The 25,651-nt window shown below is 71.4% G+C and carries 22 protein-coding genes; 10 read left to right on the top strand and 12 right to left on the bottom strand.

Going from position 1 to position 25,651, the window contains the following annotated elements; genetic code table 11:
- Positions 1-205: 205 nt before the first annotated feature.
- The 4 genes from ACIRRS_RS22330 (at position 206) to ACIRRS_RS22315 (ending at position 4,793) form a co-directional block, all read left to right on the top strand.
- A complete protein-coding gene (locus ACIRRS_RS22330; protein ID WP_402973303.1) occupies positions 206-490 on the top strand; it encodes a hypothetical protein in 285 nt (94 codons plus the stop codon).
- On the top strand, positions 490-2,754 hold the full coding sequence (locus ACIRRS_RS22325) for a TOMM precursor leader peptide-binding protein (RefSeq protein ID WP_402973300.1): 2,265 nt from the start codon (positions 490-492) through the stop codon (positions 2,752-2,754). Before ACIRRS_RS22330 ends, ACIRRS_RS22325 begins: the two co-directional genes overlap by 1 nt.
- A 94-nt stretch (positions 2,755-2,848) precedes the next feature.
- Positions 2,849-4,126, top strand: coding sequence for a sensor histidine kinase (locus ACIRRS_RS22320; protein ID WP_402973297.1), 1,278 nt, complete (start codon positions 2,849-2,851; stop codon positions 4,124-4,126).
- A 52-nt stretch (positions 4,127-4,178) separates the two neighbouring features.
- Complete coding sequence (locus ACIRRS_RS22315) at positions 4,179-4,793, top strand: DNA-binding response regulator (RefSeq protein ID WP_402973295.1); 615 nt, start codon at positions 4,179-4,181, stop codon at positions 4,791-4,793.
- 16 nt (positions 4,794-4,809) lie between these two features.
- Here ACIRRS_RS22315 and ACIRRS_RS22310 read toward each other — a convergent pair whose 3' ends face one another.
- From ACIRRS_RS22310 to ACIRRS_RS22270, 9 genes are all read right to left on the bottom strand, one after another.
- Positions 4,810-5,604 carry a 4'-phosphopantetheinyl transferase family protein gene (locus tag ACIRRS_RS22310; RefSeq protein WP_402973292.1) on the bottom strand — a complete coding sequence of 265 codons (795 nt, stop codon included), beginning with the start codon at positions 5,602-5,604 and terminating at the stop codon, positions 4,810-4,812.
- A 43-nt stretch (positions 5,605-5,647) separates the two neighbouring features.
- The gene (locus tag ACIRRS_RS22305) at positions 5,648-6,877 is read right to left on the bottom strand and encodes an acyltransferase domain-containing protein (RefSeq protein WP_402973290.1); all 1,230 of its coding nucleotides are present in this window, start codon (positions 6,875-6,877) and stop codon (positions 5,648-5,650) included.
- Positions 6,878-6,927: 50 nt separating this feature from the next.
- Positions 6,928-8,646 carry an acyl-CoA dehydrogenase gene (locus tag ACIRRS_RS22300; RefSeq protein WP_402973287.1) on the bottom strand — a complete coding sequence of 573 codons (1,719 nt, stop codon included), beginning with the start codon at positions 8,644-8,646 and terminating at the stop codon, positions 6,928-6,930.
- The gene (locus tag ACIRRS_RS22295; RefSeq protein WP_402973285.1) at positions 8,643-10,343 is read right to left on the bottom strand and encodes a fatty acyl-AMP ligase; all 1,701 of its coding nucleotides are present in this window, start codon (positions 10,341-10,343) and stop codon (positions 8,643-8,645) included. Before ACIRRS_RS22295 ends, ACIRRS_RS22300 begins: the two co-directional genes overlap by 4 nt.
- Before the next feature lie 192 nt (positions 10,344-10,535).
- A complete protein-coding gene (locus ACIRRS_RS22290; protein WP_402973282.1) occupies positions 10,536-11,168 on the bottom strand; it encodes an antibiotic biosynthesis monooxygenase family protein in 633 nt (210 codons plus the stop codon).
- Positions 11,155-12,132: an aromatase/cyclase gene (locus ACIRRS_RS22285; RefSeq protein ID WP_402973279.1), complete on the bottom strand. Its 978-nt coding sequence runs from the start codon at positions 12,130-12,132 to the stop codon at positions 11,155-11,157. Before ACIRRS_RS22285 ends, ACIRRS_RS22290 begins: the two co-directional genes overlap by 14 nt.
- A 183-nt stretch (positions 12,133-12,315) precedes the next feature.
- Entirely contained in the window at positions 12,316-13,338 is a 1,023-nt protein-coding gene (locus ACIRRS_RS22280) for a ketoacyl-ACP synthase III family protein (RefSeq protein ID WP_402973276.1), read from the bottom strand.
- A 35-nt stretch (positions 13,339-13,373) separates the two neighbouring features.
- The gene (gene cimA / locus ACIRRS_RS22275; protein ID WP_402973273.1) at positions 13,374-14,996 is read right to left on the bottom strand and encodes a citramalate synthase; all 1,623 of its coding nucleotides are present in this window, start codon (positions 14,994-14,996) and stop codon (positions 13,374-13,376) included.
- A 79-nt stretch (positions 14,997-15,075) separates the two neighbouring features.
- Positions 15,076-16,227, bottom strand: a complete 1,152-nt coding sequence (locus tag ACIRRS_RS22270) for an epoxide hydrolase family protein (RefSeq protein WP_402973270.1) — start codon at positions 16,225-16,227, stop codon at positions 15,076-15,078.
- Between the two features lie 189 nt (positions 16,228-16,416).
- Here ACIRRS_RS22270 and ACIRRS_RS22265 point away from each other — a divergent pair, with 189 nt between their 5' ends.
- Positions 16,417-17,673 carry a cytochrome P450 gene (locus tag ACIRRS_RS22265; RefSeq protein WP_402973267.1) on the top strand — a complete coding sequence of 419 codons (1,257 nt, stop codon included), beginning with the start codon at positions 16,417-16,419 and terminating at the stop codon, positions 17,671-17,673.
- A 74-nt stretch (positions 17,674-17,747) separates the two neighbouring features.
- Here ACIRRS_RS22265 and ACIRRS_RS22260 read toward each other — a convergent pair whose 3' ends face one another.
- The 3 genes from ACIRRS_RS22260 to ACIRRS_RS22250 are packed head-to-tail and all read right to left on the bottom strand — an operon-like array spanning position 17,748 to position 20,662.
- Entirely contained in the window at positions 17,748-18,293 is a 546-nt protein-coding gene (locus tag ACIRRS_RS22260; RefSeq protein WP_402973264.1) for a VOC family protein, read from the bottom strand.
- A 56-nt stretch (positions 18,294-18,349) separates the two neighbouring features.
- Positions 18,350-19,123: an SDR family NAD(P)-dependent oxidoreductase gene (locus tag ACIRRS_RS22255; protein ID WP_402973261.1), complete on the bottom strand. Its 774-nt coding sequence runs from the start codon at positions 19,121-19,123 to the stop codon at positions 18,350-18,352.
- A 36-nt stretch (positions 19,124-19,159) separates the two neighbouring features.
- Positions 19,160-20,662: an amino acid adenylation domain-containing protein gene (locus tag ACIRRS_RS22250; RefSeq protein ID WP_402973258.1), complete on the bottom strand. Its 1,503-nt coding sequence runs from the start codon at positions 20,660-20,662 to the stop codon at positions 19,160-19,162.
- 207 nt (positions 20,663-20,869) lie between these two features.
- Here ACIRRS_RS22250 and ACIRRS_RS22245 point away from each other — a divergent pair, with 207 nt between their 5' ends.
- The 5 genes from ACIRRS_RS22245 to ACIRRS_RS22225 all read left to right on the top strand — a co-directional run bounded on the left by ACIRRS_RS22245 (position 20,870) and on the right by ACIRRS_RS22225 (position 25,602).
- Complete coding sequence (locus ACIRRS_RS22245; protein ID WP_402973256.1) at positions 20,870-21,721, top strand: SDR family oxidoreductase; 852 nt, start codon at positions 20,870-20,872, stop codon at positions 21,719-21,721.
- A 61-nt stretch (positions 21,722-21,782) separates the two neighbouring features.
- On the top strand, positions 21,783-22,973 hold the full coding sequence (locus tag ACIRRS_RS22240; protein ID WP_402973254.1) for an NAD(P)/FAD-dependent oxidoreductase: 1,191 nt from the start codon (positions 21,783-21,785) through the stop codon (positions 22,971-22,973).
- A gap of 99 nt (positions 22,974-23,072) precedes the next feature.
- Complete coding sequence (locus ACIRRS_RS22235) at positions 23,073-23,300, top strand: acyl carrier protein (protein ID WP_402973251.1); 228 nt, start codon at positions 23,073-23,075, stop codon at positions 23,298-23,300.
- 12 nt (positions 23,301-23,312) lie between these two features.
- Entirely contained in the window at positions 23,313-24,356 is a 1,044-nt protein-coding gene (locus ACIRRS_RS22230; RefSeq protein WP_402973248.1) for a ketoacyl-ACP synthase III family protein, read from the top strand.
- Positions 24,357-24,489: 133 nt separating this feature from the next.
- Positions 24,490-25,602, top strand: a complete 1,113-nt coding sequence (locus tag ACIRRS_RS22225) for an epoxide hydrolase family protein (RefSeq protein ID WP_402973245.1) — start codon at positions 24,490-24,492, stop codon at positions 25,600-25,602.
- Positions 25,603-25,651: the final 49 nt, after the last annotated feature.

The raw sequence follows: 25,651 nt of genomic DNA, 5'->3' as shown, positions 1-25,651 counted from the left end.
GCGGTTCGAGTTGAAGCGTCGATCGAGCCTGTCACCAGTCGGCTTGAGGGCCCAGTGAGGCGCTCATGAGGGGGGCCGTGAAAATGTCACGCTGCGAATGTGAGGGTGCCACTGGGCCGGGGGCGGCTCGTGTCCGCAAACTCAGGTCAGCAAATCGAACAGTCACATTGACCGCAGGCACCATCATCAATTAGGGGAGGCCTCCGTGCAGACCGTCACTGCTTCGTCCGCACTTGCCTGCAAGGCCCTGGAATCCCGCAGATTCGCCGAGCTCGCGGCGCGCACCGGGCTGGAGCCCGACCTCGAGCGCCGCTACGCCGAGGACCCGGTGTCCGTGCTGGCCGAGTTCGGGCTCTCGGCGGCCGAACCACTGTACGTGGGTGACTGCCTCACGGGGGAGTCCGTGATCATGATCGAGGAGCTCGACCCGAGGGGCGATCACAGCCTGGTGCTCCGGGACATCTGCATCTGCCTCACGGCGAACGACTGATGGGGCAACAGCTCGACGCCGGCGCCAGACCGCTGGGATTCAAGCGCCATCTGCGCCCCGAGGTGGTTGAGGGGGAGGCGACCTACCTGTTCTCGGTGCGGGGCGTCACCGCGGTGCAGAGCCGGTACGTCGAGGCGCTGGCTCCGCTGCTCGACGGCACGCGCACGTTGCACGGGCTCATCGAGGAGGCCGGCCCCGAGGTGCCGGCGGCCGAGGTCGGACGGATCATCGGGCAGCTCGCGCGGGCGAACCTGGTCGGGTACCGGACTCCCACGGCGGATGCCGCGGCGCAGGCGTACTGGGAGCTGGCCGGTGCCGACGGAGCGGTCGTCGAGGAGGCGTTCGGGCGCCTGCCGGTGGACGTCGTGACGATCGGACAGGTCGACGCGGGCGAAGCCCGCAGCGCCTGCCGGGCCTCGGGTCTCGCCGTGGTGGAGCCGGGCGGTGGGGTGGTTCCGTCCTTCACTCTCGTCCTCTGCGACGACTACCTGGAGCCGGAGTTGGCCCGGATCGACGCGCACTACCGCTCGATCGGCCACCCCTGGCTGCTCGCCAAGCCGGCCGACGCCCAGCCGTGGGTCGGCCCGGTCTTCCGGCCCGGAGGCGCCTGCTGGTCGTGCCTGGCGCACCGGCTGCGCGGGCAGCGTCACTCCGAGATCCCGGTGCAGCGCGCCCGCGGGCTCTCGGGGCCCGTGGCGCGGCCCGAGGCCTCTCTCGCGGCGGGGCGGGCCATCGGCCTCCAGGCGGCGGTCCTGACGGCCGCCAAGTGGCTCGCGGGCGTTGCGGATTCGGACATGGACTCGGTGTGCACGCTGGACACGCTCTCCATGAAGACTCGTCATCACCGGGTCGGCAGGCGCCCGCAGTGCCGGGAGTGCGGCGATCCGGGAGCGGTCGCCGCGCGGGTGCTCGCGCCGGTTCGGCCGGTGTCCAGGCCCAAGGTCGGGGGCACGTTGGGCAGCCACCGGGCCGTGCCCCCCGCGGACATGCTCCGACGGCACCGGCACCTGGTCGGTCCGGTCACCGGGATCGTCGAGGAGGTGCGCCCGGACGCGAGCGCGCCGGAGGGTGTCAACGCCTATGTGGCAGGGCGCAATCTGGCCATGGAGGCGCGGACCCTGGCGGGACTGCGAAGTGGTCTGCGCAGCTGCACCGGGGGAAAGGGGACCACTCCGCTGGAAGCCGAGGTCGGTGCCATCTGCGAGGCGGCGGAACGGTACTGCGGGACACGGCAGGGGGACGAGCCCACCGTACGGGACACCCTGCGCGGGCTCGGCGACCGCGCCGTCCACCCGAACACATGTCAACTCTACGACGATCGCCAGTTCCTGACGCGCGAGGCCTGGAACGCCGCCAGTTCGGGCTTCCAGTGGGTACCCGAGCCCTTCGACCCGGACCGCCCGACCGACTGGACGCCCGTCTGGTCCCTCAGCGAGGGCACCCAGCGGCTCCTGCCGACCTCCATGCTCTACTACGGACGCCACGGCGACGGACTGTGGGCGGACTCCAACGGCAACGCGGCCGGCAGCAGCCTCGAGGACGCCATCGTCCAGGGATTCCTCGAACTGGTCGAGCGGGATGCCGTCGCCGTCTGGTGGTACAACCGGACCCGCCGGCCCGCGGTGGACCTGGACGCCTTCGACGACCCCTGGATCGCCGACCTGCGGCGGACCTACGGGCGGCTGAACCGCCGGCTGTGGGTCCTGGACCTCACCTCCGATCTCGGTGTCCCGGTCATGGCGGCGGTGTCGGCGCGGACGGACAAGTCGGCGCAGGACCTGGTCTTCGGGTTCGGCGCCCACTTCGATCCCCGGACGGCGCTTCGCCGCGCACTGACCGAGATGGGCCAGTTGATTCCCACCGTCGCCGGAGCACAGGCAGACGGTTCGGGCTACCGGCTCCGGGACCCGGAGCTGATGTCCTGGTGGGCCGGGGCCACGACCGACAACCAGCCGTACCTTGCGCCGGATCCGACCGAATCGAGCCTCGGCCCGACGAGTTACGGCTACCGCCCGCGGCCCGACCTGCTCGACGACATCCGGGCCGCCGAGGCTCTCGTCCGCTCGCACGGGATGGAGCTCCTGGTGCTCGACCAGACGCGTCCTGACATCGAGCTGCCGGTCGTCAAGGTCATCGTGCCCGGCCTGCGCCACTTCTGGGCGCGTTTCGCGCCGGGAAGGCTGTTCGACGTCCCGGTGAAGACCGGCCGACTGGCTCGGCCCACCCGGTACGAGGACCTCAATCCCATCCCGATGTTCGTCTGACGGTGTCTCACGGCACGGCGCATCTGTGGCTCGGTCAGGCGGCAGGCGCTACGATCCGTACCCCGGCCGTTGACCATCAGTAGTAGGGGGGCCCATGATCATCGGGGTCGGCGCAAGGAGAAAGAGCCCGCCGGTGGGACCGGGTGGGGGAGAGGACGAGGCCGTCGGCTCGAGGCTGCGGTTGGAGGCGTCGGAACTTCCCGCTCCTGTGCTTGCCAGGACCATCACGGTGTTCACCCTCTTCTGCTTCGGCCTGCTGGCCGTGGCCAATGTGTCCGCCAGTGGACAGCAGGGGCGGAGGTTCGCGGCATTCACGGTCTGCATCGGGCTGACCTTCGTGATCCAGTTGGTCAACTCCTCGCCGCGGGTGCGTCGATGGTCGCTCCGGCGCCGGGTCGTCTCACTGGTGCTGCAGGGCACGCTGACCTATGTTCCCGCCATCACCTTCGCGTCGGTCTGGGGCGGCATGCTCGGGTGCCTCGCGGGTTCCTCCGTCCTGTTGCTGCCGCGCCGGGCGGGATGGACCACCTTCGCTCTGATCATCGCCAGCACCATCGGGCTGTCGTTGGCGTTCGAGCACAGCGCCTCGCCGCTCGAGCACTTCTGGAACGTCGTCTACCTGGTGCAGTCGACGGCCCTGACCGGCCTGATCATCTACGGGCTGACCCGGTTGTCCGACCTGGTCAAGGAGGTCCACGACTCGCGGAAGGAGCTGGCCAGGGGGGCGGTGCTGCAGGAGCGGCTGCGGTTCGCCAGGGATCTGCACGACCTGCTCGGGTACAGCCTCTCGGCGATCACGCTCAAGGCCGAGCTGATCAACCGTCTGGTGGGTGCGCGTCCGGACCGGGCCAAGGAGGAGACCGTCGGTCTTCTGGACGTGTCCCGGCAGGCGCTGGCCGACGTGCGGCTGGTGGCCAGCGGCTACCGGGACATGTCCCTGGCGGCGGAGGCGGAGTCCGCGGCGTCGACGCTCAGGGCGGCCGACGTCCACACGGACGTGGACATCGACTGCGGCCGGCTCCACCCGCTGGTCGACACCGTGCTGGCGACGGCGCTGCGCGAGGGGGTCACCAACATCCTCCGGCACAGCAAGGTCCAGAAGTGCACCATCTCGGCGGTGGTGACGGATGCGGAGTCCGTGACGTTGACTCTGGTGAACGACGGCGTCGTGGACGGGCCGAAGGAGTCCTGTCCGCACAGTGGAAGCGGACTGGGCAACCTCCGCAGCCGTTTCGAGGCGATCGGAGGACGGGTGGAGGCGGGTGTGCGCGAGGGGGACCGGTTCGTGCTCACGGTCGAGGCTCCGCTGCGGCCGCAGAACGAGAAGGGAACGGCCGCGCAGGAGACCACGGAGAGTGTCGTGGCCGCCTGACGCGGGACCGTTCACCTGGGTGGGGAAGAAACGTTTTTTGGAGCGGGGGCGCATGTTGAAGGTCAAGATCCTCCTGGCCGAGGACGTCCACATGATCAGAGGCGCGCTGGTCGCCCTGCTCGAACTGGAGCCCGACTTCGAGGTGGTCGCCTCGGTGGACCGCGGCGACCTGATCGTGAAGGCCGCGATCGAGGCCAAACCGGACGTCGCGGTGATCGACGTCGACCTTCCCGGTATCGACGGGCTCACGGCGGCGGCGCACCTCAGGGAGAAGCTCCCCAAGTGCCGGGCCCTGATCCTCACCAGTCTCGGCCGCCCGGGGACGCTGCGCCGGGCCATGGCCGCCCATGTCTCCGGCTTCCTGCTCAAGGACGCGCCGCCGGACCAACTGGCCCACTCCGTCCGCGCGGTGGCCCAGGGACAGCGGGTGATAGACCCTCAACTGGCGATGTCGGCCTGGGACGCACCGCGCAACCCGCTGTCCCCGCGCGAGCTGGAGGTGCTCCGGCTCGCCGCGCAGGGCGCCGACGCCGCCGAGATCGCCGGCTGCCTGTACCTGTCCAAGGGGACGGTGCAGAACTACCTCACCGCGATCGTCGCCAAACTGAACGCACGGAACCGGATCGACGCGTGCCGGATCGCCGAGGAGGCCGGCTGGATTCCCTGACGGCCTTCTCGGCGACTCACCTCCAGTCGGAGGCTCTCAGCAACGTGTCCAGCAGCCCGTCGTCGAGCGCGGTCTCCACGGACAGGTCCACACCGCCACCGAAGCCCGAGTCGTACACCGCCACGCTGACCACGTACCTGGGCTCCACCAGGAACGTCACGAACGTCCAGGCGGAGCCGCCGGCGACCGGACGGCCGTCCGGCTGCATCAGCCGGGCGCCGGCGCCGTCGAGGGCGAAGCCGAACTCGGTGAAGCGGAACCGCAGGCCCTGCCCGAGCGCCTTGCTGTAGGCCTCCTTGAGCGTCCACAGCCGGACCAGGAGGTCGTTGCGCCGGCTCGCGGGAGCCCGGTCCAGGTCGGCCAGTTCGACGTGGGTGAAGCCCTGGGTCTCCGAGGCCGTGCCCGCCATGCGGCGGCCCGCCAGCTCGACGTCCACGCCGATCCGGCCGCGCCGGGTCACCCCGACGATCATCACCTCCTCGGTGTGGCTGAGACTGATGTCGATCTGGTCGCAGCCGCGCACGTAGGGACGGCCCCCGGGGTGGTAGGCCAGGTCGACCAGTTCGGGCACCGTGCCGATCGCCTCGGCCGCGGCCTGCCGCAGCAGCAGGCGCGAGGCCAGGAAGCGCTCCTTGCTCCGCGGGTGCGGCTGGCTCAGGTACCGGGCCCAGTCACGGCCGAGCAGGGGCTGCAGCACCTCGGGCTGCTGCAGGTACGCGGACCAGGTGCCCAGGGTCCCGTACACCACGGCGGCGCCCGTCTCGGCCAGGTCCTCCCGGACCGGCTCCCACGGGCCCTGGGGGCCCGGCACCTGCCGCGGCGGCGTCAGATCTCCCGCCGGTAAAACCATCGCGTCACGCCCTCACCAGAGGGTGGGCCAGCGGCCCCGCGTCCAGGGCGGAGACCACTCCGGCCAGGTCCACGGCGTTGGTCTCCGGACTCCGGCACATCCCCATGCACGCCGGGCCCTCGGCGCCGCCCATCCTGCGGAGGAAGGGGGTGAGCACGACCTTCGGTCCGACCTCCACGATGTGGGTCAGGGCCTGGTGGTCGAGCATCTGCCGGGCGGCGTCCGAGAAGCGCACCGGCGAGGTGACGTGCGCGCTCCAGTAGGGCGCGTACAGCGGCTCGTTGGTCAGCTGGCCGTAGACCGTCGAGTAGTACGGAAGTCGCGGCGAGCCGCCGGGCAGGCGCCTGGTGACGGCCTCGAACTTGGCCAGCATCGGCTCCATCAGCGGGGAGTGGAAGGCGTGGGTCACCTTGAGCGGCATGCACGCGATGCCGCGCTCCTCCAGCCGCCGCTGGATGCGCTCGAGGCCTCCCAGCTCGCCGGAGAGCACGGTGGCCTTGGCGGCGTTGATCGCGCCGATGCTCACGCCCGGTTCCTCGGCGGTCAGTTCGGCCGCCTCGTACGGGGCGAGGCAGGTCGCCATCATGCCGCCGCCCGACGGCAGGTACTGCATGAAGGCACCGCGTACCGCGACCAGCTTGGCCGCGTCGTGCAGGCTCAGGGAGCCGGCGATCACGGCCGCGGCGAACTCGCCGATGCCGTGGCCGAGGACCGCGACCGGCTGGACCCCGGCCTCCTCCAGGGTGCGGGCCAGCGCGTACTCGACCGCGAACAGCGTGGGCTGGGTGAAGGCCGTCTGGTGGACGCGCTGGTCGCGGCTGAGGATCAGGTCCACCACCGACAGGCCGGTGTAGGGCAGCAGCGCCTCGGCCGCCTCGTCCAGGAACCGCCGGTACCCGGTGGAGTTCAGGTAGAGGCCGGAGGTCATCCCCGGGTGCTGCGACCCCTGGCCGGTGAACACGAAGGCCGCGCGCACCTGCTGGCCGCTGCCGAGCCGGATGTCGCGCAGCTCCAGGTAGGCCGAGAGCTCCTGGACGGACGGGTAGAGCCAGATGTCGGTCGGGTCGATGACCGGGCCGTACTCCTCCTCGATGTCGCCGTACAGGCTCAGCGCGGCCACGGAGTCGAGGCCGTACTCGGTGAACGGGACGTCGTCCGCCACCGGTCGGCCGAGGTAGTGGGCCAGCCGTGCCATCAGCCAGCCGTAGTATTCCGGTTCGTTCGATGCGCTCATTGCCGTGTGTGCTCCTTCGTAAGGGCCGATGGGGGGCGGGAGGTCGGCTGTCAGGCCAGCGCCGAGCCGTAGAGGTCGTAGCTGCGGGCGCCGTGCAACCGGGCCAGGACCTCGGCCAGCACGCGCTGCTCGCTGCTGGAGGGCCGGTCCGGCAGCGGCAGGCCGAGCCGGCGGCCCAGCCGGTACAGCGCGGCCGTGACCCAGGCCGCGTCGGTCAGGAAGGGGTCGCTCCCGCCGCGCTGCTCGCGCCAGACCCCGAGGCAGGCCGCGGCCGCCAGGACCAGGGTGTAGCGGTCGGCCAGGCCGAAGGCGTACGGGCTGACCAGGGCCGCCCGGTCGCCCGGCGAGATCTCGGCGAACACCTTGCGCAGATCGTCGAGTTCGATGGTGAAGGCGCGGGCCAGGAACAGCAGCGCGGAGTCGCCCGGCCGGTCCCCGGGATTCTCGTCCGCCGCCTCGAGGAGGTCGGTGCAGGCCGCCAGGGTGGCCGCGAGCGGGTCGCCGTCGCCGAGCAGGGCCGCCTCGCCCAGTTGAAGCGGCGGCAGGTCCTCGTGCAGCCGGAACAGCTCCCCGGGCGCGGCCGGGTCGGCGAACCAGGCGTGCCGGGCGAAGAACGGCAGTTGCGGCAGGATGCTCACCTGCCGGCCCGCGCTGCCCGCGTGGCCGAGCGAGGTGACGGGGAGGTCGCGCAGCTGCTTCTGGAACATCCCGTAGGCGCCGTCCTCGGCGAAGGCGGCCTTGCCGAGGACCGTCGACATCTCGTCCATGGACTCGGAGATCAGCTTGGGCGCCAGATAGGCGGCGGTGGCCGCGTAGGCGCTCATCTGCTTGGGCAGCAGGTGCAGCGCCCGGGTGGCGACCAGCGCCAGGCAGTCGGCGACCAGCAGGTCGAGGAAGGCCCCGGCCAGCACGTCCTTGCAGTGCTGGACGTCCAGTGAGGACCGGCCGTCGTCCCTGCGGCGGGTCGCGAACCGGACGACCGTCCGCAGCGCGGTGTCCCCGCCCGCCAGCACGATCGAGGGGATCAGACCGCGGATCACCAGCGAGGACCGCAGCGACAGCTCGTAGCCGTCGCCGAGGCCGCCGACCAGCGCGTTCGCCGGCACCTCGCAGTCGGTGACCCTCAGGCCGCCGAACTCCGCGCTGCGCATCCCGCTGGTGGTGTGCCGGTCGAGGTCCTCGAACCGGTCGGCGGGCAGCTCGCCGCGGTCCAGCAGCAGGACCGAGTGGGCCCGAGAGCGGTTCTCCCCGCCGGTGCGGGCGAAGACGACCAGTCCGGCGGACCGGGAGGCGTTGGCGATCACCGCCTTGGTGCCGTTGAGCACGAAGCCCCCGGGAACCTCCCGGGCCTCGAACTCATCGCGTACGAAGGCGTTTCCGTGCGCCACCTCGTGCCGGACCACGGCGATCCTACGGCCGTCCAGCAGCATCCTGGCGGCCTTCTCGCGCTGCTCGGCGTCCCCGCCGGTCCAGACCGGGACGACGGCGAAGAAGCAGTTGAGCCCGTAGCCGAAGCCCAGGGAGGCGTCCCTGCGGAACACCGGGCGCAGGATCCGGCCCAGGACGTCGAGGCGGGTGAGCCGGCCGCCGTGCTCGGCGGGCACGAACTCCGCGTTCAGCCCGAAGGCGTCGAGCTGGCACTCGGCCTCGGCGAGCACCTCGCCGCGGGCGTCGGCGGCCAGCAGGGCGTGCTGGCCGAGCGGGTTGTCGGCGGAGAACAGCGACCCGAAGGCGCGCTCCAACCGGGCGATCCGTTCCGCATCGTTCATCGACGGCTCTCCGCAAGGAAGTTCTGGACCTCGGGCCTGATCGCCTGGTGCAGCGGCTTGAGTTCGCCGCGGAGGAAGAGCCGGCGCATCGCCGCCCGCTCCACCTTGCCGCTGGTGGTCCGGCGCACCGTGCCGGGGCGGACCAGCAGGACCGCGCCGACCTGGAGCTCGAACTCCTTGGACAGGCAGTCCTTCACCGCGGTGACCAGGCTGGGGAAGTTGACGTTGTAGCGGCTGCGCGCCCGCAACTCCTGTATCAGCACGATCTGTTCGTGGTCGGCCGGGACGGAGAACGCCGTCGCCGAGCCGAACAGCGAGCTGACCCGCTGGACGGTCTGCTCCAGATCCTGCGGATACAGGTTGCGGCCGGCGACCACGATCATGTCCTTGAGCCGCCCGGTGACGTAGAGCAGGCCGTCCTCGACGGTGCCCAGGTCGCCGGTGCGCAGGAAGCCCCCCTCGCCACCGGCGGTGCGCACGCCGAAGGTCTGCGCGGTCTCGCCGGGGCGCCGCCAGTAGCCCCGGGCCACACTGTCGCCGCGCACCCAGATCTCGCCGATCTCGCCGTCCGGGCGGACGGCCCGGCTCTGCGGGTCGACGATCCGCAGTTCGCTGCCGCCGACCGGGCGGCCGACGGTGATCAGCGATCTGGCCGGTCTCCCCGGCGTCGGCTCGCGCAGCCCGTCGAGCTCCAACTCCCGGGCGTCCACCCGCCGTTGCCGCGGCGCCCGGCCCGCCGGGCTGCCGGACACCAGCAGGGTCGCCTCGGCCAGCCCGTAGCCGGCGGTCAGCGCCTCGGGGTGGAACCCCGCCGGGGCGAAGCGCTCGGCGAAGGCCTGCCAGGTCTCCGGCCGGACCGGCTCGCCGCCGCTGACGGCCGTCCGCCAGCTCGACAGGTCGAGCTCGGGCGGCAGCTCCTCGGTGGCCCTGCGGGTGCACAGGTCGTAGCCGAAGTCCGGGGCGCCGCTGACCTCGATCCGGTACCGGGAGATCGCCTCCAGCCAGCGCATCGGACGCTTCACGAACGCCTCGGGGGAGAGCAGCACGGAGGTGGCACCCAGCCACAGCGGGTGCAGCAACTGGCCGACCAGGCCCATGTCGTGGTGGAACGGCAGCCAGCCGCCGAGCCGGGAGTCGGCGCTGCTCCCCGTCACCTCCTGGAGCGCCTGCTGGTTGGCGAGCAGGTTCCCGTGCGTGACCACCACCCCGTACGGCTCGCGGGTGGAGCCCGAGGTGTACTGCAGGAAGGCGACCGAATCGCGGGTCAGCTCCGGCTGCTGCCAGGCCGCCGACCTCGGGACCACGTCGGCGGCCAGGCACGGGATGTGCCCGTAGCCGTAACTCGCCAGCAGCTGCGAGAGGTCGGAGGCCTCGGCGGCGTCGGTGAGCGCCACGCAGGGGGCGGCGTCCTTGACGATCCCCGCGATGCGTTCGGCATGGTGCCCCCGCCCGCGCGGCGGCGCGCTGGGCACGGCGATCGCGCCCGCGTACAGACAGGCGAGGAAGCTGACGGCGAACAGCCGGCGGTCCGAGTGCACCACGAGTACCCGCTCGTCGGCCGCGCCGCGGTCCTGGAGCCAGCCGGCGAGTCGGATCGCCGCGGCGTCGAGGGCTCTGTACGAGACCGACTCCGGCTGCGTCCGTCCCTCGTACTCGGGCAGCAGGATGAGCGCCTCCTTGCCCGGTGTCTGCGCCACCCTGGACCGGATGAGCTCAGAGAAGTTCCGGTAGCCGTTCATGCCTCCCCCTCGCGAGTCGTGTGTCGACGAAGTGTGCGAATAAGCCCACGACTGCAGGGTGCGCCCAGCTGCTCGAAACCGGCTCGGGCCGCGAACGCGGGAGAGCCGAGGACCGTCGGGTCCCCGGCTCTCGTTTCGCTGGAGCAGCGGTCAGGCGGCGGTGACGCTCTCGTAGGCGATGTGGCGGGTGCGCTCGGTGGTGATGTCCGCCGTGTCGGCCAGGGCTATGCGGTACTCCTGGCAGCCCGCGCTGTCGAGGGCCCGGTCGCAGGAGTCGGCGTCGTACCACCAGGAGAGCCCCAGGTACGTCGCCGGGCTGACGGTCGAGCGCATCAGGTCGCTGCCGCCGAAGCCGCCGAACTCGTCGAAGTACCCGGCCATCTCCAGATAGCGCTTCTCGAACTCCCGGTGGTCGCCCACGACTTCGGCGTGGGTCAGCACGACGTTGGCCGCACCGCGCAGCGCCTCCCGGCGCAGCACCCGGCCCACGCTGACGGCCTGGTCGGCCCGGGCCTCGACCATCGAGCCGAGCCGCTGGACGTGCTTGAGGAACGTCTCGTCGTGCACCACCTGCTGGAACCCGGACAGGCTCTTCCAGTGCCCCATGTGGACGAAGACCTCGGGCCTGTCGATCAGCTGGACCGTGACCAGGAAGGCGAACTCCTCCTGTCTGCGCAGGAACTGCGAGTGCGCACGGAACTCGTGCTCGAACGCCTCGATGTCTCCCTTGACGGTGAACCGGTTGATGACGGTGACAGGCCCGTTGAGGTCACGTGCGGGCATGGGCTGCTTCCTCCGCGAACTGCTTGGCATGGCGCAGGGTCGTCGAGCTGTTGGTGCCAAGGGCCTTGCGGACCATGGCGCGTGCCTGGGCGAGCGTGGTTTCGGGGCCGAGCAACTGGTGGACGCCTTCGATGTCCAGGGTCACAGTGTGCCAGGAGGTGGCGACGACGCCATTGCCGTCGTCTGTCGGTTCTATGACCCAGCGTCCGGTGTGGCCGGCCATCGCGGCCGGGACCCGGAGCTGCTTGTAGACGATCACGGCGCGGTCGGGGAAGGTCACCCGGATCGAGGTGGTGTTGTGGGTGGAGCCGTCGGGGCTGCGGGTGTCCATGTCCATGAGCTGCAGGTTCGGCTCGTCCTCGGTGAGCTCCAGGCGGGCCACGTGCGGCAGCCGCTCGGGCCAGAGGTCGGCCCGGTCGAGGAAGGCGAAGACGTCCTCGGCGCTGCCCTCGATCCGCTCGGAGTCGCTGAAGGTGAAGTGGATCTCGTCGCGCTGCCCGCCCAGTTCGGCGCCGGCCTTCAGGGCGCCGAGCTCGGCGTGGCTGTTGCGGTCCACGGCCCGCTCGATCAGCTCGACCGCGGCCGGGTCGTCGCCGATCGCCCGGTAGTCGTGCAGCAGGGTCACCTTGCTGGCGCCGTCGCCGTCGGCCTCAACGATCCACTCGCCGCCCATGCTCTCCACCGGGGCGGCGGAGACCACCTGGCGGAAGACGATCCGCCCCGCGGCGCGGTCCAGCGTGCGGCGTGAGGTCCAGGTGCGGGGCGTGCCGTTGGCGGTGGCCCAGATCCGCAGCAACTGCTCGCTGCGGCCCTCGTCCAGCGGCTTCTCCTCGAGGACCTCGACGTGGATGGTCGGGCCGAAGAGCTGCGGCCAGCCCGCGACGTCCGCCACCAGGGCGAAGACGGCCTCCGGCGGTGCCGCGACGGTGATGGAGTGCTCCGTGACGTGGGTGGTTGCGGTCACGTCCTGGTCGGTCGTAGCGGTCGGCGCCACGGTGGCCCTTCCCTTCGAGTCTCGCCGCTCGCAGGGGCGGCTGGTTCAGATTGTCAGGTTCCGCTCGAACGGCGCTCGAGCGGTGGTGCAGCGCGTGGTGGTGCGGTGCGTGGTGCGGCGGCGCGCGGTGGTGCGCGGTGGTGCGGCGTGCGGTCAGGCCCAGTCGGGGCGTTCGAGGATCTCCACCACGGCGGCGCCCCAGTTGTAACCGGCGCCGACGCCGACGAGGACGACACGGTCGCCGGGCTTGGCCTGCCCGGAGACGATCAGCCGGTCCAGGCCGGCGAACTGGTCGCCGGCGCCGAGGTGGCCGATGGTGCGGCTCCAGTCCCAGGTGGTGCGCTCGGGTGCGATGCCGAACGGCCCGTAGTAGATGGCCTCGAGCCGCCGGCGCCCGAAGTGCGGGAGCAGGACCCAGTCGGCCTCGGCCAGTTCCATGTCCGCGTCCGAGAGCGCCTGCTTCAGCACGGTCTGCTGGCCGGAGTTGGCCCGGGTGATCGCGAAGGACATCCCCATCTGGCCGATGAAGGCCCTCTTGGCCCCCTCGAAGTCGACCGGGATGCGGTGGGTGAACGGGGCCGGGCCGAACGGCTCGTCGCCGCGGTGCATCGGCTCCAGGTCGGAGTCGGCGAGCATCGCCAGCGAGCGCAGCCGGGCGTAGCCGCCGCGCCGGGAGAGCACCAGGGCCGTGGCCCCGTCGGCGTACGGGGTGCCGGGGTCGGTGCGCCAGCGGTCGATGCCCGGCTCGCAGAAGCGGTCGGCCGTGCTGAGCAGGGCGTCGCAGCGGTTGCGGTCGGCGGTCAGGTAGGCGGTGGCCAGATCCAGCGCGGCCAGACCGCCGTTCGACATCTGACGGATCTCCAGCGCCGAGCAGCTCCCGCCGCCGATCTCGCGCTGGACGTACGAGGCGACCGGCCAGAGGTCCTGCCCCTGGTGGTAGGTGTCGGCGTGCAGGACCAGGTCGATGTCCTGCGGCGTCGAGCCGGCTCTCGCCATGGCCGTCCGTGCCGCCGCCGCGGCCATCTCGGCCGCGGACTCCTCGGGCGACCAGGCCACCGCGACCATGTCGGTCGAGGCGGCCTGGCGGGCGGGGAAGGCGCCGGACGCGACGGCGTCGGCGACCAGGAGTGATGCGGGGAGCCGTACGGCGGTCCCCCGGATGAAGATGTCGTCCACGCGCACAGCTGCTCCCAGGTGTCGTCGGGTGGCGGTCAGCTCGCCGCGGCGACGGCCGGCCCCGTGGCCCGCCGGGCGAGGACCGGCGTGCTCAGCAGGACGTACTGGAAGGCGTCGAGCAGGGCCTGCCAGGAGGCCGTCACGGTGTTCTCGTCGACGCCGACCGTGCCCCAGCGGCGGTCGCCGTGCCGGAAGGAGATCAGGACCCGGGCCACGGCCTCCGTGCCCGCCTCGCCCTGGAGGACGCGCACGCGGTAGTCCACCAGCTCGAGGTCACCGAGGTCGGGGAAGAACGGCTCGAGCGCCCGGTGCAGGGCCCGGTCGAGGGCGGTGACGGGGCCGCTGCCCTCGCCGGAGGCGATCAGCGGCATGCCGTCCACGGAGAGGCGCACCGAGCCCTCGGTGCGGACCGTGCCGTTGGGCAGCTGGTCCACGCCGACCCGCCAGGAGGTGACCTCGAAGGGCAGCTCGGGCTTGGCGCCGCTGAGCTCCTCGCGGAGCAGCAGCTCGAAGGAGGCGTCGGCGGACTCGAAGGCGTAGCCGCGGTGCTCCAGCTCCTTGACCCGGGCGGCGGTGCGCGCCACGCCTTCGGAGCCCGCCGTGACGGGGTAGCCGAGGGAGCGCGCCTTGAGCTCGATCGAGGAGCGTCCGCCGAGGTCGGAGACCAGGGTGCGCATCTCGTTGCCGACCAGGGCGGGATCGGTGTGCTGGTAGAGGTTCGGGTCGATCCGGAGCGCGGAGGCGTGCAGCCCGGCCTTGTGCGCGAAGGCGGAGGAGCCCACGTACGGCGCGGCCGGGTGGCCGTGCACGCCGGTCAGGTCGGCGATGGCCCGGCCGATGGCCGCCAGCTCGCGCAGCTTCTCGGCCGGGACGACCTCGATGCCCCGCTTGAGCACCAGGTCGGCGGCGACCGTGAAGAGGTTGGCGTTGCCGCAGCGCTCGCCGTAGCCGTGCGCGGTGCCCTGCACGTGGACGGCCCCTGCGGCCACGGCGGCCAGCGAGTTGGCGACCGCGCAGCCGGTGTCGTCGTGGCAGTGGATGCCGAGCTGGACGCCGGTCGCGGCCAGCGTGTCGGCCACCACGGCCTTGATCTCGTCGGGCAGCGAGCCGCCGTTGGTGTCGCACAGGACGACCGTTTCGGCGCCCGCGTCGGCGGCGATCCGGACCACCTCGAGGGCGTACTCGCGGTTGACGTGGTAGCCGTCGAAGTAGTGCTCGGCGTCCAGGAAGACCCGCCGGCCCGCCTGCACCAGGTGGCGCACGGTGCTGCCGATCATGGCCAGGTTCTCGGCCAGAGTCGTCCGCAGGGCCAGGTCCACATGGCGCGGGTGGCTCTTGGCGACCAGCGTCACCACCGGGGTCTGCGCGTCGAGCAGGGCGCGGACCTGGGGGTCGACGGAGACCAGCGAGCCGACCCTGCGGGTCGCGCCGAAGGCCACCAACTGGGCCGAGCGGAGGTCGAGTTCGGTGCGGGCACGGCGGAAGAACTCTGTGTCGCGGGGGACCGCACCGGGCCAGCCGCCCTCGATGTACCCCACGCCGAAGTTGTCCAGATGGCGCGCTACGGCGAGTTTCTCCTCGACCGTCAGCACCATCCCTTCCTGCTGCGTTCCGTCGCGCAGGGTGGTGTCGTAGAGCTGGAAACGCCGCCCGGTCATGGTCCCTCCCTCTCTCCTCTGGGTGCGGCCAACCGTCAGGCGCCGGGCTGGAGAGGGAGTGGACCACGGGTGGAGCCGGTCAGCGGACCTTGCGGAAGAAGTCCCTCATGTCGCCGACGAGGACGTCCGGCGCCTCGCGGGCGGCGTAGTGACCGGGGCAGTCGTAGGTCTTCCAGTGGATGATGTTGGCGTGATCACGCTCGGCCAGCGGCCGGATCGACTGGAAGTCGAAGGCGAAGTTGGCCAGCCCGGTGGGCGTGGTGGTGGGTTCCGCGGGGTGCTGGGCGTGCGCGTCCTCGTAGTAGAACCGCCCGGCTGAGCCGGCCGTGTTGGTGAGCCAGTAGAGCATCACGTTGGTGAGGACGTAGTCGGCGTCGACCGGGTCGCCCGCCGGGCGGGGGCCGTCCCAGGCGTTGAACAGCTCCGCGTTCCAGGCGAGTTGGCCGACGGGGGAGTCTGCCAGGGCGTAGGCGAGGGTCTGCGGACGGGTCGACATCACCTGGTTGAAGGCCATCCGCTCGGTGGCGAAGTGCCGGAGGAACTCCAGCGCGCCCGTGTCCCGCTCCGACAGGTCCTCCAGCTCGGCCGGGTCTCCCGAGGGGAACGAGAACAGCTGGGTGACGTGCACCCCGACGACGTTGTCGGGGTCGGCCCGGCCGACCTCGGGGGAGACGTAGGACCCGCCCCCTCCGCCGTGCGCGCCGTAGCGCCGGTAGCCGAGGCGGTGCATCAGCTCGACCCAGGCCCTGGCGACACGGTGCCGGTCCCAGCCGCTGTCGCGGGTGCGGCCGGAGAACGCGAAGCCCGGGAGGGACGGGATCACCAGGTGGAAGGCGTCGGCCGGATCTCCTCCGTGCCCCCGGGGGTCGGTCAGCGGCCCGATGACGTCCAGGTACTCGACGACCGAACCCGGCCAGTCGTGGGTGACGATCAGCGGCAGTGCGTCGGGCTCGGGTGACCTGACGTGCAGGAAGTGGACGTTCTGGCCGTCGATCTCGGTGGTGTACTGCGGGTGTTGGTTGAGCGCGGCCTCGTGCTTGCGCCAGTCGTAGCCGGTCTGCCAGTACTCCGTCAGCTCCTTGAGGTAGGCCGAGCCCATGCCGTAGCCCCAGCCCTCGCCCGGCACGTCGTCGGCCCAGCGGGTGCGGGCGAGCCGCTCGCGGAGGTCGTCGAGCGCCGACTGCGGGATGTCGATCCGGAACGGCGTGATGTCAGTGGTGTCTGTCCCCATGGGAGCGACCCTAAAAGGCGCAAACGGGATCCTACTGCCGCCACCCGGGTGAAATCTGACATCGAATCAGCCCGGAATCAGGTGCGGGGGGCGCGCGTGGAACCCGGCTTGAGGGCCAGGCGACCTGGCTTCCAGCCCCGCCTCCTACGGTTCCCGAGACCGAGTCCGGCACGAAACGGAGGTGTCGTCGTGACCACCGTCCATGAGACACAAGAGACAGACGAGTCCCGCAAGGTCGACGTGGACGATGTGTTCCCGTTCGAGGGATCGTCCTACCGGGGCCCCGCACCGCAGTACGCGAAGCTGCGCGCCGAGTGCCCGGTGGCCCGGGTGCACACCGAGGGCGGGGTGGACGCCTGGCTGGTGAGTCGGTACGAGGACGCGAGGGCGGCCCTGGCCGACCCCAGGCTCAGCCGGGCGGCGACGGTGAAGCCGGACGCGCCCCGGATCGGCGGGGCGATGACCTCGACACCCGACATGATCATCTCGATGGACGCGCCCGAGCACTCCCGCCTGCGCAAGATGGCGGCCGGGCCCTTCACCGCCCGGCGGATCGAGGGACTGCGCCCGGGCATCCGGCGGATCGCGGACGAGCTGCTGGACGACATGGCGGCCAGGAGCGGACCGCTCGACCTGGTCGAGCAGTTCACGCTGAAGATGCCGCTGCGGGTGATCGGCGAGCTGCTCGGCGCACCCATGGAGATCCTCGAGGCGTTCGCCGTCAACGCCCGCCAGTTCGTCACCGTCGACGACCAGGCGGAAGGCGGCGAGTCGCGCAGCGGGCTGGCCAAGCTGTTCGAGTCCATGGTCGGCCTGGTCGCGGAGAAGCGGGCCAACCCCACCGACGACCTGCTGTCGGCCCTGATCGCCGCGCGTGACGAGGAGGACCGGCTCACCGAGCAGGAGCTGGTGACCTTCGCCTTCACCCTGATCGGCGCCGGCTTCGACACCACCGCGAGCCAGCTCGCCAACTCGGTGCTCGCCCTGATCGCCCACCACCCCGACCAGTGGCGCCGGTTGGCCGAGGACCCGTCCCGGGTGCCGGCGGCCGTCGAGGAGCTGCTGCGTCACGTGAACCTGTTCTCCACCGACACCGCGGGCAACCCGCGGATCGCCGCGGAGGACCTGGAGATCGCCGGCGTCAAGATCGCCGCCGGCGACGCGGTGGTGATCGCGATCTCGTCGGCCAACCGTGACGAGTCCGTCTTCCCGGACCCCGACCGGCTGGACCTCACCCGCACCCACAACCCGCACATCTCCTTCGGCCACGGCATGCACCTGTGCATCGGCAAGCAGCTGACGAGGCTGGAGCTGGAGATCGCCATCGACGGACTGGTCCGCCGGTTCCCCGACCTCCGCCTGGCCGTTCCCGAGGAGGAACTCCACTGGCACGAGGGCGAGATCAACCACTCGCTGGGCAGTCTTCCGGTCATCTGGGGAAACTGACCCCCGGGAGCCGGGAGACCGGTGCACGAGGAAGCCCCCGCCAGTCGAACTGGCGGGGGCTTCCTCGTACGCCCTCAGCTGTCGGCAGGGCCGCCCGGGGCGTCCTGCCGGACCGTCGCCGGGTCCGCGCCCGCGATCCAGGCCTCCATCGGCGCGCGCATCAGGGAGGAGAGCAGCTCGATCCTGATCGAGCCGAGGCCCCGGTGGTAGACCCAGAGCAACTGGCCGTCCGCCTCGGTGTCGTTGGACGCCTCGACCGGCAGCCCGAGATCCGTCAGCGCCGCGGAGAGGGCGGCGATCCGGTCGGCGTCGGCCCAGTACCCCACGTGGTGGGCGCCGTTGGAGCCGTCCGAGACCCAGACCGTGCCGGGTACGGCCTCGACCAGTTCGAGGCGGGGCTCCTCGATCGAGAGGACGAAGCGCTGCGAGGCGTGCTGCAACCCGTGCGGGGTGCGGGCGGTGACCTCGAGCTCCATGACATCGGTCCAGTGGTAGCCCGCCAGCTCGTGCAGGGTCTTCATGGCGAGGGACAGGTCCTCCACCACCAGGCCGGTGTGGAACAGATCGGCCGGGTCGAGGAGCGATCCGGTGCGGTGCGGCACCGCGGTTTCGTTCGGCATCACGCCGTCCTTCCGGTTGATTCGTCGGCTCGGACCGTTCTGCGGCCCGGGAACGGTCAGACCTGCTTGGCCCGGACCAGGTCGGCGCCGCCGTCCATGGTGAGGATCCGCCCGGTGACCCAGGCGCTGGACGACTCGGCGAACCGGGTGATCCACCGGGAGACGTCCTCGGGCACCCCGGTCTCGCCGAGCGGCACGCCCTTGGCCACCTGCTGGAAGAACCCGTCGACCTGCTCGGAGGTCATGCCGCTGAGCTCGTACACCTCGGTGCGGACCCAGCCGGGCGCCACGGCGTTGACCCGGATGCCCTTCGGCGCCAGCTCCAGCGCCCAGCTGCCGGTGAAGCTGTTCAGCGCGGCCTTGCTCGCCGCGTACACCGAGGCCATCGGGGTCGGGTTGTGGCCGGCCGGGCTGGTGACGAACACGATGCTCGCGCCGGGGGAGCGCAGCAGCGGGAGCAGGTGGTCGGTCAGGACGACCGGGCCCATGACGTTCACGTCGAAGACGTCGCGGGCGGCGGCCAGGTCGAAGCTCCCGACGCCGGCGATGGTGTGCAGCCCCGCGTTGTGCACCAGGACGTCGAGGACCCCGCCGTGCGCGCGGACCGCCTCGGCGACCCTCTCGGCGCCTTCCTCCGTACGGACGTCGGCGGTGACGGGCACGATCGCCGGGTGCAGTGCGGCCACCTCGGCCAGCCGCTCGGGCCGGCGTCCTGTGATGACCACGCCGGCGGCGCCGAGCCCGGCGAACGCCAGCGCGGTGGCGCGACCGATCCCGGTCCCGCCGCCGGTCACCACGACGAGCTGGTTCGAGAAGGGTTGGTCGGTCATTCTCCCGTTCCTTTCGGGGTGTCTAGAGAGGGGTGCCTAGAGATACGTGGACCTGGAGGTCCAGTCGGGTGCGGGAAGAGCCTTGCGGTCGACTTTTCCGTTGGTGGTGATCGGAAGCTCGTCCAGCGTGACGAAGACGGCGGGGACCATGTGCTCGGGAACCCGCTCGTTCAGGTGCGCGCGGAGCGAGCGCCGGTCGAGCTCCTCGGACTCGGGGACGACCCAGGCCACCAGCCGGCGGTCGCCGAGGTGGCTCTCGCGGACGCCGACCGCGGCGCTGCGCACCTGCGGGTGGGCGGCCAGGGCGTTCTCGATCTCGCCCGGCTCGATCCGGAAGCCGCGCAGTTTGAACTGGTCGTCGATCCGTCCGAGGAACTCGATCACGCCGTCGGGCCGCCGCCGTGCCTGGTCGCCGCTGCGGTAGAACCGGCCGGTCGCGCCCTCCCAGGCGCCGGTGACGAACACCGTCCCGGTCAGCTCGGGGCGGCGCCAGTAGCCGCGGGACACGCCCGCGCCGCCGATCCAGAGCTCGCCGGGCGTGCCGTCGGGCACGGGCAGCCCCTCGGCGTCGACGATCTCGAGCTCGGCACCCTGGATGGCGCGGCCGATCGGGACGGACTGGCCGAGGTCCTCGTCGGCGCCGATGCGGTGGCAGACGGCGAAGGTGGTGGTCTCGGTCGGGCCGTAGCCGTTGACGATCCGGCAGCCCGGTACCGCGGACCGCAGCTGCCTGATGTGCGGGACGGAGAGCACGTCGCCGCCCGACAGCACGGTGCTCAGTCCGGCGAAGGCCTGGACGTCGACCTCGATCTGCCGGTGGAACAGCGCGGCGGTCAGCCAGAGCACCGTGATCCCGGCCGTCCGCAGCAGCTCCCCGAGGTCCTCCGGGTGGACCTCCTGCGGCGGCGCGAGCACCAGCCGCGCGCCGTTGAGCAGGGCGCCCCAGATCTCGAAGGTCGCGGCGTCGAACGCGACCGGCGCCAGCTGGAGCAGCCGGTCGTCGGGGCCGAGTTCGACGTAGTTGGGCCCGGCCACCAGGTTGGTGATGCTGTGGTGCTCCACCTGCACCGCCTTGGGCCGGCCGGTGGATCCGGAGGTGTACATCACGTAGGCCAGGTCGTGCGGCTCGACCTGCACCGCCGGTGCCGGGGCCGTGGCGGTCCGCGGGGGCACCTGGAGGAGCGGCGCGCCGTGGGCGGCGAAGCGGCCGTGGTCCGCGGTCCCGCAGACCACGGCACGGGCCTCGGCGTCCGCCAGGACGTCGGCCACCCGCTGGTCCGGTTCGGACACGGCGATCGGCAGGTAGGCCGCTCCCGCCTTGAGCACGCCGAGCAGTGCGGCGATCAGCTCGGGTGAGCGGGGGAGGGACACCGCGACACGGTCACCGGGCAGGACTCCGCCGGCCGCAAGCTCCTGCGCCAACGCGTCCGACCAGGAGTCGAGTTCGGCGTAGCTGAGCCGGTCGTCGCTGAGCGCGACCGCCACCTGGTCGGGAGTCTTCGCGGCCCACTGCCGGAATGTCTCGGGTACCGATGTCATCGCTTCCTCTCTTTCGCTGAGCCCGTGGACCTGCAGCGTCCCGTAGGCGGCTCGACGGCCGGTGGACCGGGGGACGGTGGATCGCACGGCCTCCCGAATGTCTGTCCGAATCGCCCGAGTTGTACCCAGCCGCGCCTCAACTACCCTCGGTGATAACGTTGTTGAGCTGGTTCGGCAGCGAACTGTTTCTCTTGGAAGGAGTGACCGATGACCATTCTGGTGACCGGAGCCCGGGGTCAGGTCGGCAGGCGTGTCCTCAGCCGGCTGCAGGCGGACGGGGAGGAGAAGGTGCGCGCCTCGAGCCGTGACGCCTCGACGCTGACCGTGCCCGAGGGCGTCGAGGCGGTGTCGCTGGACCTCACCCGGCCCGCGTCCTTCGAGCGGGCCTTCGACGGGGTCGACAAGGTGTTCCTCTACGCCGAGGCGGAGGGTAGCGCCGAGCTGGTCCGGGCGGCCGAGCGCGCCGGGGTCACGCACCTGGTGCTGCTGTCGTCCTCGACCGTCCTGGGGCCCGATCCGGAGGCGGACCCGCTCGCGCTCCACCACCTCACCGTCGAACGGGCCGTCGGGGATTCGAGCCTGGACTCCACGATCCTGCGCCCCGGCGCCTTCGACTCCAACTCGTTCGGCTGGGGCGAGGCGATCCGGCGCGGGCTGGTGGTCGAACTCGCCTATCCGGACGCCAGGGTCGCGCCGATCCACGAAGCGGACATCGCCGATGTCGCGGTCGCCGCCCTCACGGGGGACACGCTGATCGGCAAGGCCCTGACGCTCACCGGCCCCGAGACCCTCTCGTTCCGCGAACAGCTGGGCATCATCGGCGAGTTGCTCGGCCGGGACATTCCGGTGCGTGAACTCGGGCGGGAGGAGGCCGCCGAGCGGTTCGCCGGGCACGTCCCCGCGCCGATCCTGAGGTCGCTGCTCGACCAGTGGGAGGCCGCCGTGGACGACCCGGTCCTGCCCAGCGGTGTCACCGAGCAGATCACCGGGCGGCCCGGCCGCACCTTCAGGCAGTGGGTGACGGAGGAGCTGGGCGCGTTCGCGGCCGCGACTGATTGAGCAGTGCTCAAGAGGGCCGTGCCAGGGTGCGCGCGACTTGGCCACAACCTGGAGGTCCGGAATGTACGACGTCATCGTGGTGGGCGCCCGTGTTGCGGGCGCCTCCACAGCCCTGCTCTTCGCGCGGGCCGGTTACCGGGTCCTGCTCGTCGACCGGGCGCGCTTCCCGAGTGACACCCTGTCGACGCACTACATCCACCAGCCCGGAATCGCCAGGCTCGCGCGCTGGGGTGTCCTCGACGCCGTGAAGGCCACCGGGTGCCCGGCTCTCGAGCGGACGGTCTACCAGGTCGCGGACGTCCGGCTGGACGGCTGCTCCCTGCCCGCGGACGGCCAGCGCGCGGCCTACGCGCCGCGACGCCAGCTGCTCGACCAGATCCTGGTCGACGCGGCCGTGGAGGCCGGCGCCGAGTTCCGCGACGGCTGCTCGGTCTCCGGCCCCGTCATCGAGGACGGACGGGTCGTCGGCGTCAACTGCCGCTCCGCGCAGGGGACTCCGGTACAGGAGCGGGCTCACCTGGTGGTCGGGGCGGACGGCATGCGCTCCCCGTTCGCCAAGGCCGTCGGTGCCGAGTACACCGTCCAGGACCCGCTGCTCAGCTGCATCCACTACACCTACTGGCAGGGCGTCCAGGCCGACTTCGAGCTGTACGAGCGGCCCGGCCGGTGGGTGGGCGCGGTGCCGACCAACGACGGGGCCACCCTGATCGCCGCGTACCACCCGCAGAGCGACTTCGACCGGGTCCGCGGCGACGCCCTCGCCACCTACCTGGAGAACATCAGGACCACCGCGCCCAGCCTGCACGAGCGCCTGGCCGGCGCCGAGCAGGTCGAGCGGCTGCGCGGCACCGGCGACCAGCAGAACTTCTTCCGCCGTGCGAGCGGCCCCGGCTGGGCCCTGGTCGGCGACGCCGCGCACCACAAGGACTCGATCACCGCACGCGGCATCAGCGACGCGTTCCTCCAGACCGACCTGCTGGTCGAGTCGGTGGGCGACGGGCTGCACGACCCCGCCCGCCTGGCCGCCGGACTGAGCCGGTACGCGGACCTGCACCAGGAGGAGCTCTACGAGGGGTACCAGCACACCCTGATCGTCGCCCGGCTCGAGGTCGCGCCGGAGCGCCTGGAGATGCTGCGCGCGATCCAGCAGTCGCCCGAGCTCACCGCCCACTACTACGCGGCCGCGGCCGGCGGCATGCCGGTCGACGAGCTGTACGACCACGAGCTCTTCCAGCAGCTCACGGCTGCCTGAGCCGCTGCGCCGGGCCGGGTCCGTCAACCGCGTCTCAAGCCGACCTCGGCCGGCCCGGCCGACCATCACGCCCTGACGCAGCACACCCAGGAGGAGAAAGTGACCCAGCAGGAGCGGACGGCAAAACTCTGCGAGTTGTTCGGCGACATCCTCGGAATTCCGGGAGTCCAGCCGGAGGACAGCTTCTTCGACCTGGGCGGGCACTCGTTGCTGGCGTCGCGGCTGGCACGCCGCATCCAGGACGAGTTCGGCGTCAAGATCCCGGTCCGCCGGATCTACCAGGCACCGACATCCACAGCCCTGGCCGAGCGGCTGAACGAGGCCTAAGGAGCCCCTGACATGCGTTGGAACAACCTCTACCTCGCCGGTGTAGGCACCTACCTGCCGGAGCAGGTCGAGACCGCCGAGGAGGCGGTCGCGGCCGGCCGCTACCCCGCGCCGAGGGTGGCGCAGAACGGCTACCGTGCGGTCCGGGTGGCGGCGCCGGGCGAGACCGGACCGTCCATGGCCGCGACGGCCGGGCGCCAGGCGGTGGCCAGGTCCGGACACGTCGACGACGACTTCGGCCTGGTGCTGCACTCCTACATCGGCCACCAGGGGCTCGACTTCTGGACGCCGGCCAGCTACGTCCAGAGGGAGACGGTCGGCGGGAACGGACCCGCCGTCGAGATCAAGCAGGGCTGCAACGGCATGCTGGCCTCGATCGAGCTCGCCGCCGCGTTCCTGGCGTCCCACCAGGAGACGTCCGCCGCGCTGATCACCGGCGGCGACGCCTTCCGGCTGCCCTACATCGACCGCTGGAACTTCGACGAGCAGACCGTGGACGGCGACGGCGCCGGCGCGCTGGTGCTCTCCAACCGCGGTGGCTTCGCCCGGATCCGGGCGATCTACTCCTACGGCGACTCCTCGCTGGAGCCGATGGGCCGGCTCGGCGACTCGTGGACGGACGCGCCGTTCCAGGACGGTGAGCCGGTCGGCGTGGCCGCTCGGAAGAAGGAGTTCCTGCTCAACCAGGACCTGGACCTCGAGGAGGCGATCGAGAAGATCGCCCGGAACGTCGCGTTCAACCTCAAGCACGCCCTGCACGAGGCCGAGGCCGAGCTGTCCGACATCAAGTTCTTCCTCCACCAGACCATCTCCGAATCGATCGCGGCACACGCCATCTACGGATCGATGGGCGTCGACCGGTCCACCACGACCTACGACTGGGGGCAGGACCTGGGCATGGTCGGCACGGCGGACCCGATCTTCGGCCTGGACCACGTGATCGCCACCCGCAACCCCGAGCCCGGGGACCTGGCCGTGCTCCAGGCCGCCGGCGCCGGGTACGTGTGGACGACCGTGGTCCTGGAGTTCCTGGAGACCCCGGACTGGGCCGAGTAACGGCGCCGTACGACGAAGAAGCGGGAGAGGCCACAGGGCGTCTCCCGCTTCTTCGTTCGTATTCTCGAGCGGGAACCGAGGGGCCGTGTGTTGGGGTGTACTCAGCAGATCACATCCGGACCCGGAGGCACTGATGGCGACCGACGCCGAAGAGATCCAGCCGTTCCGCATCGACATCCCCCAGGAGCAGCTCGACGACCTGGAACAGCGCCTGGCGCGGATCCGGTGGACGGACGAACTCCCGGACGCCGGCGACGACTACGGCGTTCCGCTGGCCCGGCTGAAGGAGGTCGTCGGGTACTGGCGCACCGAGTACGACTGGCGCTCCTGGGAGGCCAGGCTGAACCGGTACCCGCAGTTCACCACGGTCATCGACGGGCAGAAGATCCACTTCCTGCACATCCGCTCGGAGCACCAGGACGCCACACCCCTGATCCTCACGCACGGCTGGCCGATGTCGGTCGTCGAGTTCCTGGACGTCATCGAGCCGCTGACCGCCCCGGAGCGCCCGGAGGACGCCTTCCACCTGGTGATCCCGCACCTGCCCGGCTTCGGCTTCTCGGGGCCGACCGCGGAGCGCGGCTGGAACCGCTACCGGACCGCGCGGGCCTGGGCCGAGCTGATGCGCCGACTCGGGTACCGGCGCTACGGCGCCCACGGCAACGACATCGGCTCCTACGTCAGCCCCGAGCTCGGCCGGGTCGCGCCCGACCGGGTCATCGGCGCGCACGTCACCCAGATCTTCTCGTTCCCCTCCGGAGACCCGGCCGAGCTCGCGGGCCTGGGGGAGGAGGACCAGGGCAAGGTGGCGTACCTGGAGTGGTTCATGGCGAACAAGGGCGCGTTCAACAAGCTCCACTCCACCGAGCCGCAGACCCTCGCGCACGCTCTCGCCGACTCGCCGGTCGGCCAACTGGCGTGGAGCCTCCAGCTGTTCGGGGACGCGGTGAGCCGCGACTACACCCTGACCAACGTGATGGTCCACTGGCTCACCAACACCGCGGCCTCCTCCGCCCGGTTCTACTACGAGGACGCCAAGGCCGAGACGCCGGCGGAGCCGACCACCGTCCCGCTCGGCCTGGCGAACTTCGCCTACGACTTCCAGGCCATCAGGCCGTTGGCCGACCGGGACCACAAGAACATCGTGTCCTGGCACACCTACGACCGGGGCGGCCACTTCTCCGCCCACGACGCCACCGACCTGCTGGTCGAGGACATCCGGGGGTTCTTCCGGGAACTGCGCTGAGCGCCCGGAGACACAACAGCGCCCGGAGAGACAACGGAGGCACAACGGC

It is taken from the genome of Kitasatospora sp. NPDC101183 (assembly GCF_044767945.1).
In the GTDB taxonomy this organism is placed as follows: domain Bacteria; phylum Actinomycetota; class Actinomycetes; order Streptomycetales; family Streptomycetaceae; genus Kitasatospora.
The sequence above is the reverse complement of the archived record's forward strand: the minus strand, read 5'-3'. Positions and strand labels throughout refer to the sequence as shown.

Excerpts from the sequence above, each read along its gene's own strand:
- ACIRRS_RS22325 (WP_402973300.1), top strand. The coding sequence starts at position 490 with ATGGGGCAACAGCTCGACGCCGGCGCCAGACCGCTGGGATTCAAGCGC.
- ACIRRS_RS22320 (WP_402973297.1), top strand. The coding sequence starts at position 2,849 with ATGATCATCGGGGTCGGCGCAAGGAGAAAGAGCCCGCCGGTGGGACCG.
- ACIRRS_RS22315 (WP_402973295.1), top strand. The coding sequence starts at position 4,179 with ATGTTGAAGGTCAAGATCCTCCTGGCCGAGGACGTCCACATGATCAGA.
- ACIRRS_RS22305 (WP_402973290.1), bottom strand. The coding sequence starts at position 6,877 with ATGAGCGCATCGAACGAACCGGAATACTACGGCTGGCTGATGGCACGG.
- ACIRRS_RS22300 (WP_402973287.1), bottom strand. The coding sequence starts at position 8,646 with ATGAACGATGCGGAACGGATCGCCCGGTTGGAGCGCGCCTTCGGGTCG.
- ACIRRS_RS22290 (WP_402973282.1), bottom strand. The coding sequence starts at position 11,168 with ATGCCCGCACGTGACCTCAACGGGCCTGTCACCGTCATCAACCGGTTC.
- cimA (WP_402973273.1), bottom strand. The coding sequence starts at position 14,996 with ATGACCGGGCGGCGTTTCCAGCTCTACGACACCACCCTGCGCGACGGA.
- ACIRRS_RS22270 (WP_402973270.1), bottom strand. The coding sequence starts at position 16,227 with ATGGGGACAGACACCACTGACATCACGCCGTTCCGGATCGACATCCCG.
- ACIRRS_RS22260 (WP_402973264.1), bottom strand. The coding sequence starts at position 18,293 with ATGCCGAACGAAACCGCGGTGCCGCACCGCACCGGATCGCTCCTCGAC.
- ACIRRS_RS22255 (WP_402973261.1), bottom strand. The coding sequence starts at position 19,123 with ATGACCGACCAACCCTTCTCGAACCAGCTCGTCGTGGTGACCGGCGGC.
- ACIRRS_RS22250 (WP_402973258.1), bottom strand. The coding sequence starts at position 20,662 with ATGACATCGGTACCCGAGACATTCCGGCAGTGGGCCGCGAAGACTCCC.
- ACIRRS_RS22245 (WP_402973256.1), top strand. The coding sequence starts at position 20,870 with ATGACCATTCTGGTGACCGGAGCCCGGGGTCAGGTCGGCAGGCGTGTC.
- ACIRRS_RS22240 (WP_402973254.1), top strand. The coding sequence starts at position 21,783 with ATGTACGACGTCATCGTGGTGGGCGCCCGTGTTGCGGGCGCCTCCACA.
- ACIRRS_RS22230 (WP_402973248.1), top strand. The coding sequence starts at position 23,313 with ATGCGTTGGAACAACCTCTACCTCGCCGGTGTAGGCACCTACCTGCCG.
- ACIRRS_RS22225 (WP_402973245.1), top strand. The coding sequence starts at position 24,490 with ATGGCGACCGACGCCGAAGAGATCCAGCCGTTCCGCATCGACATCCCC.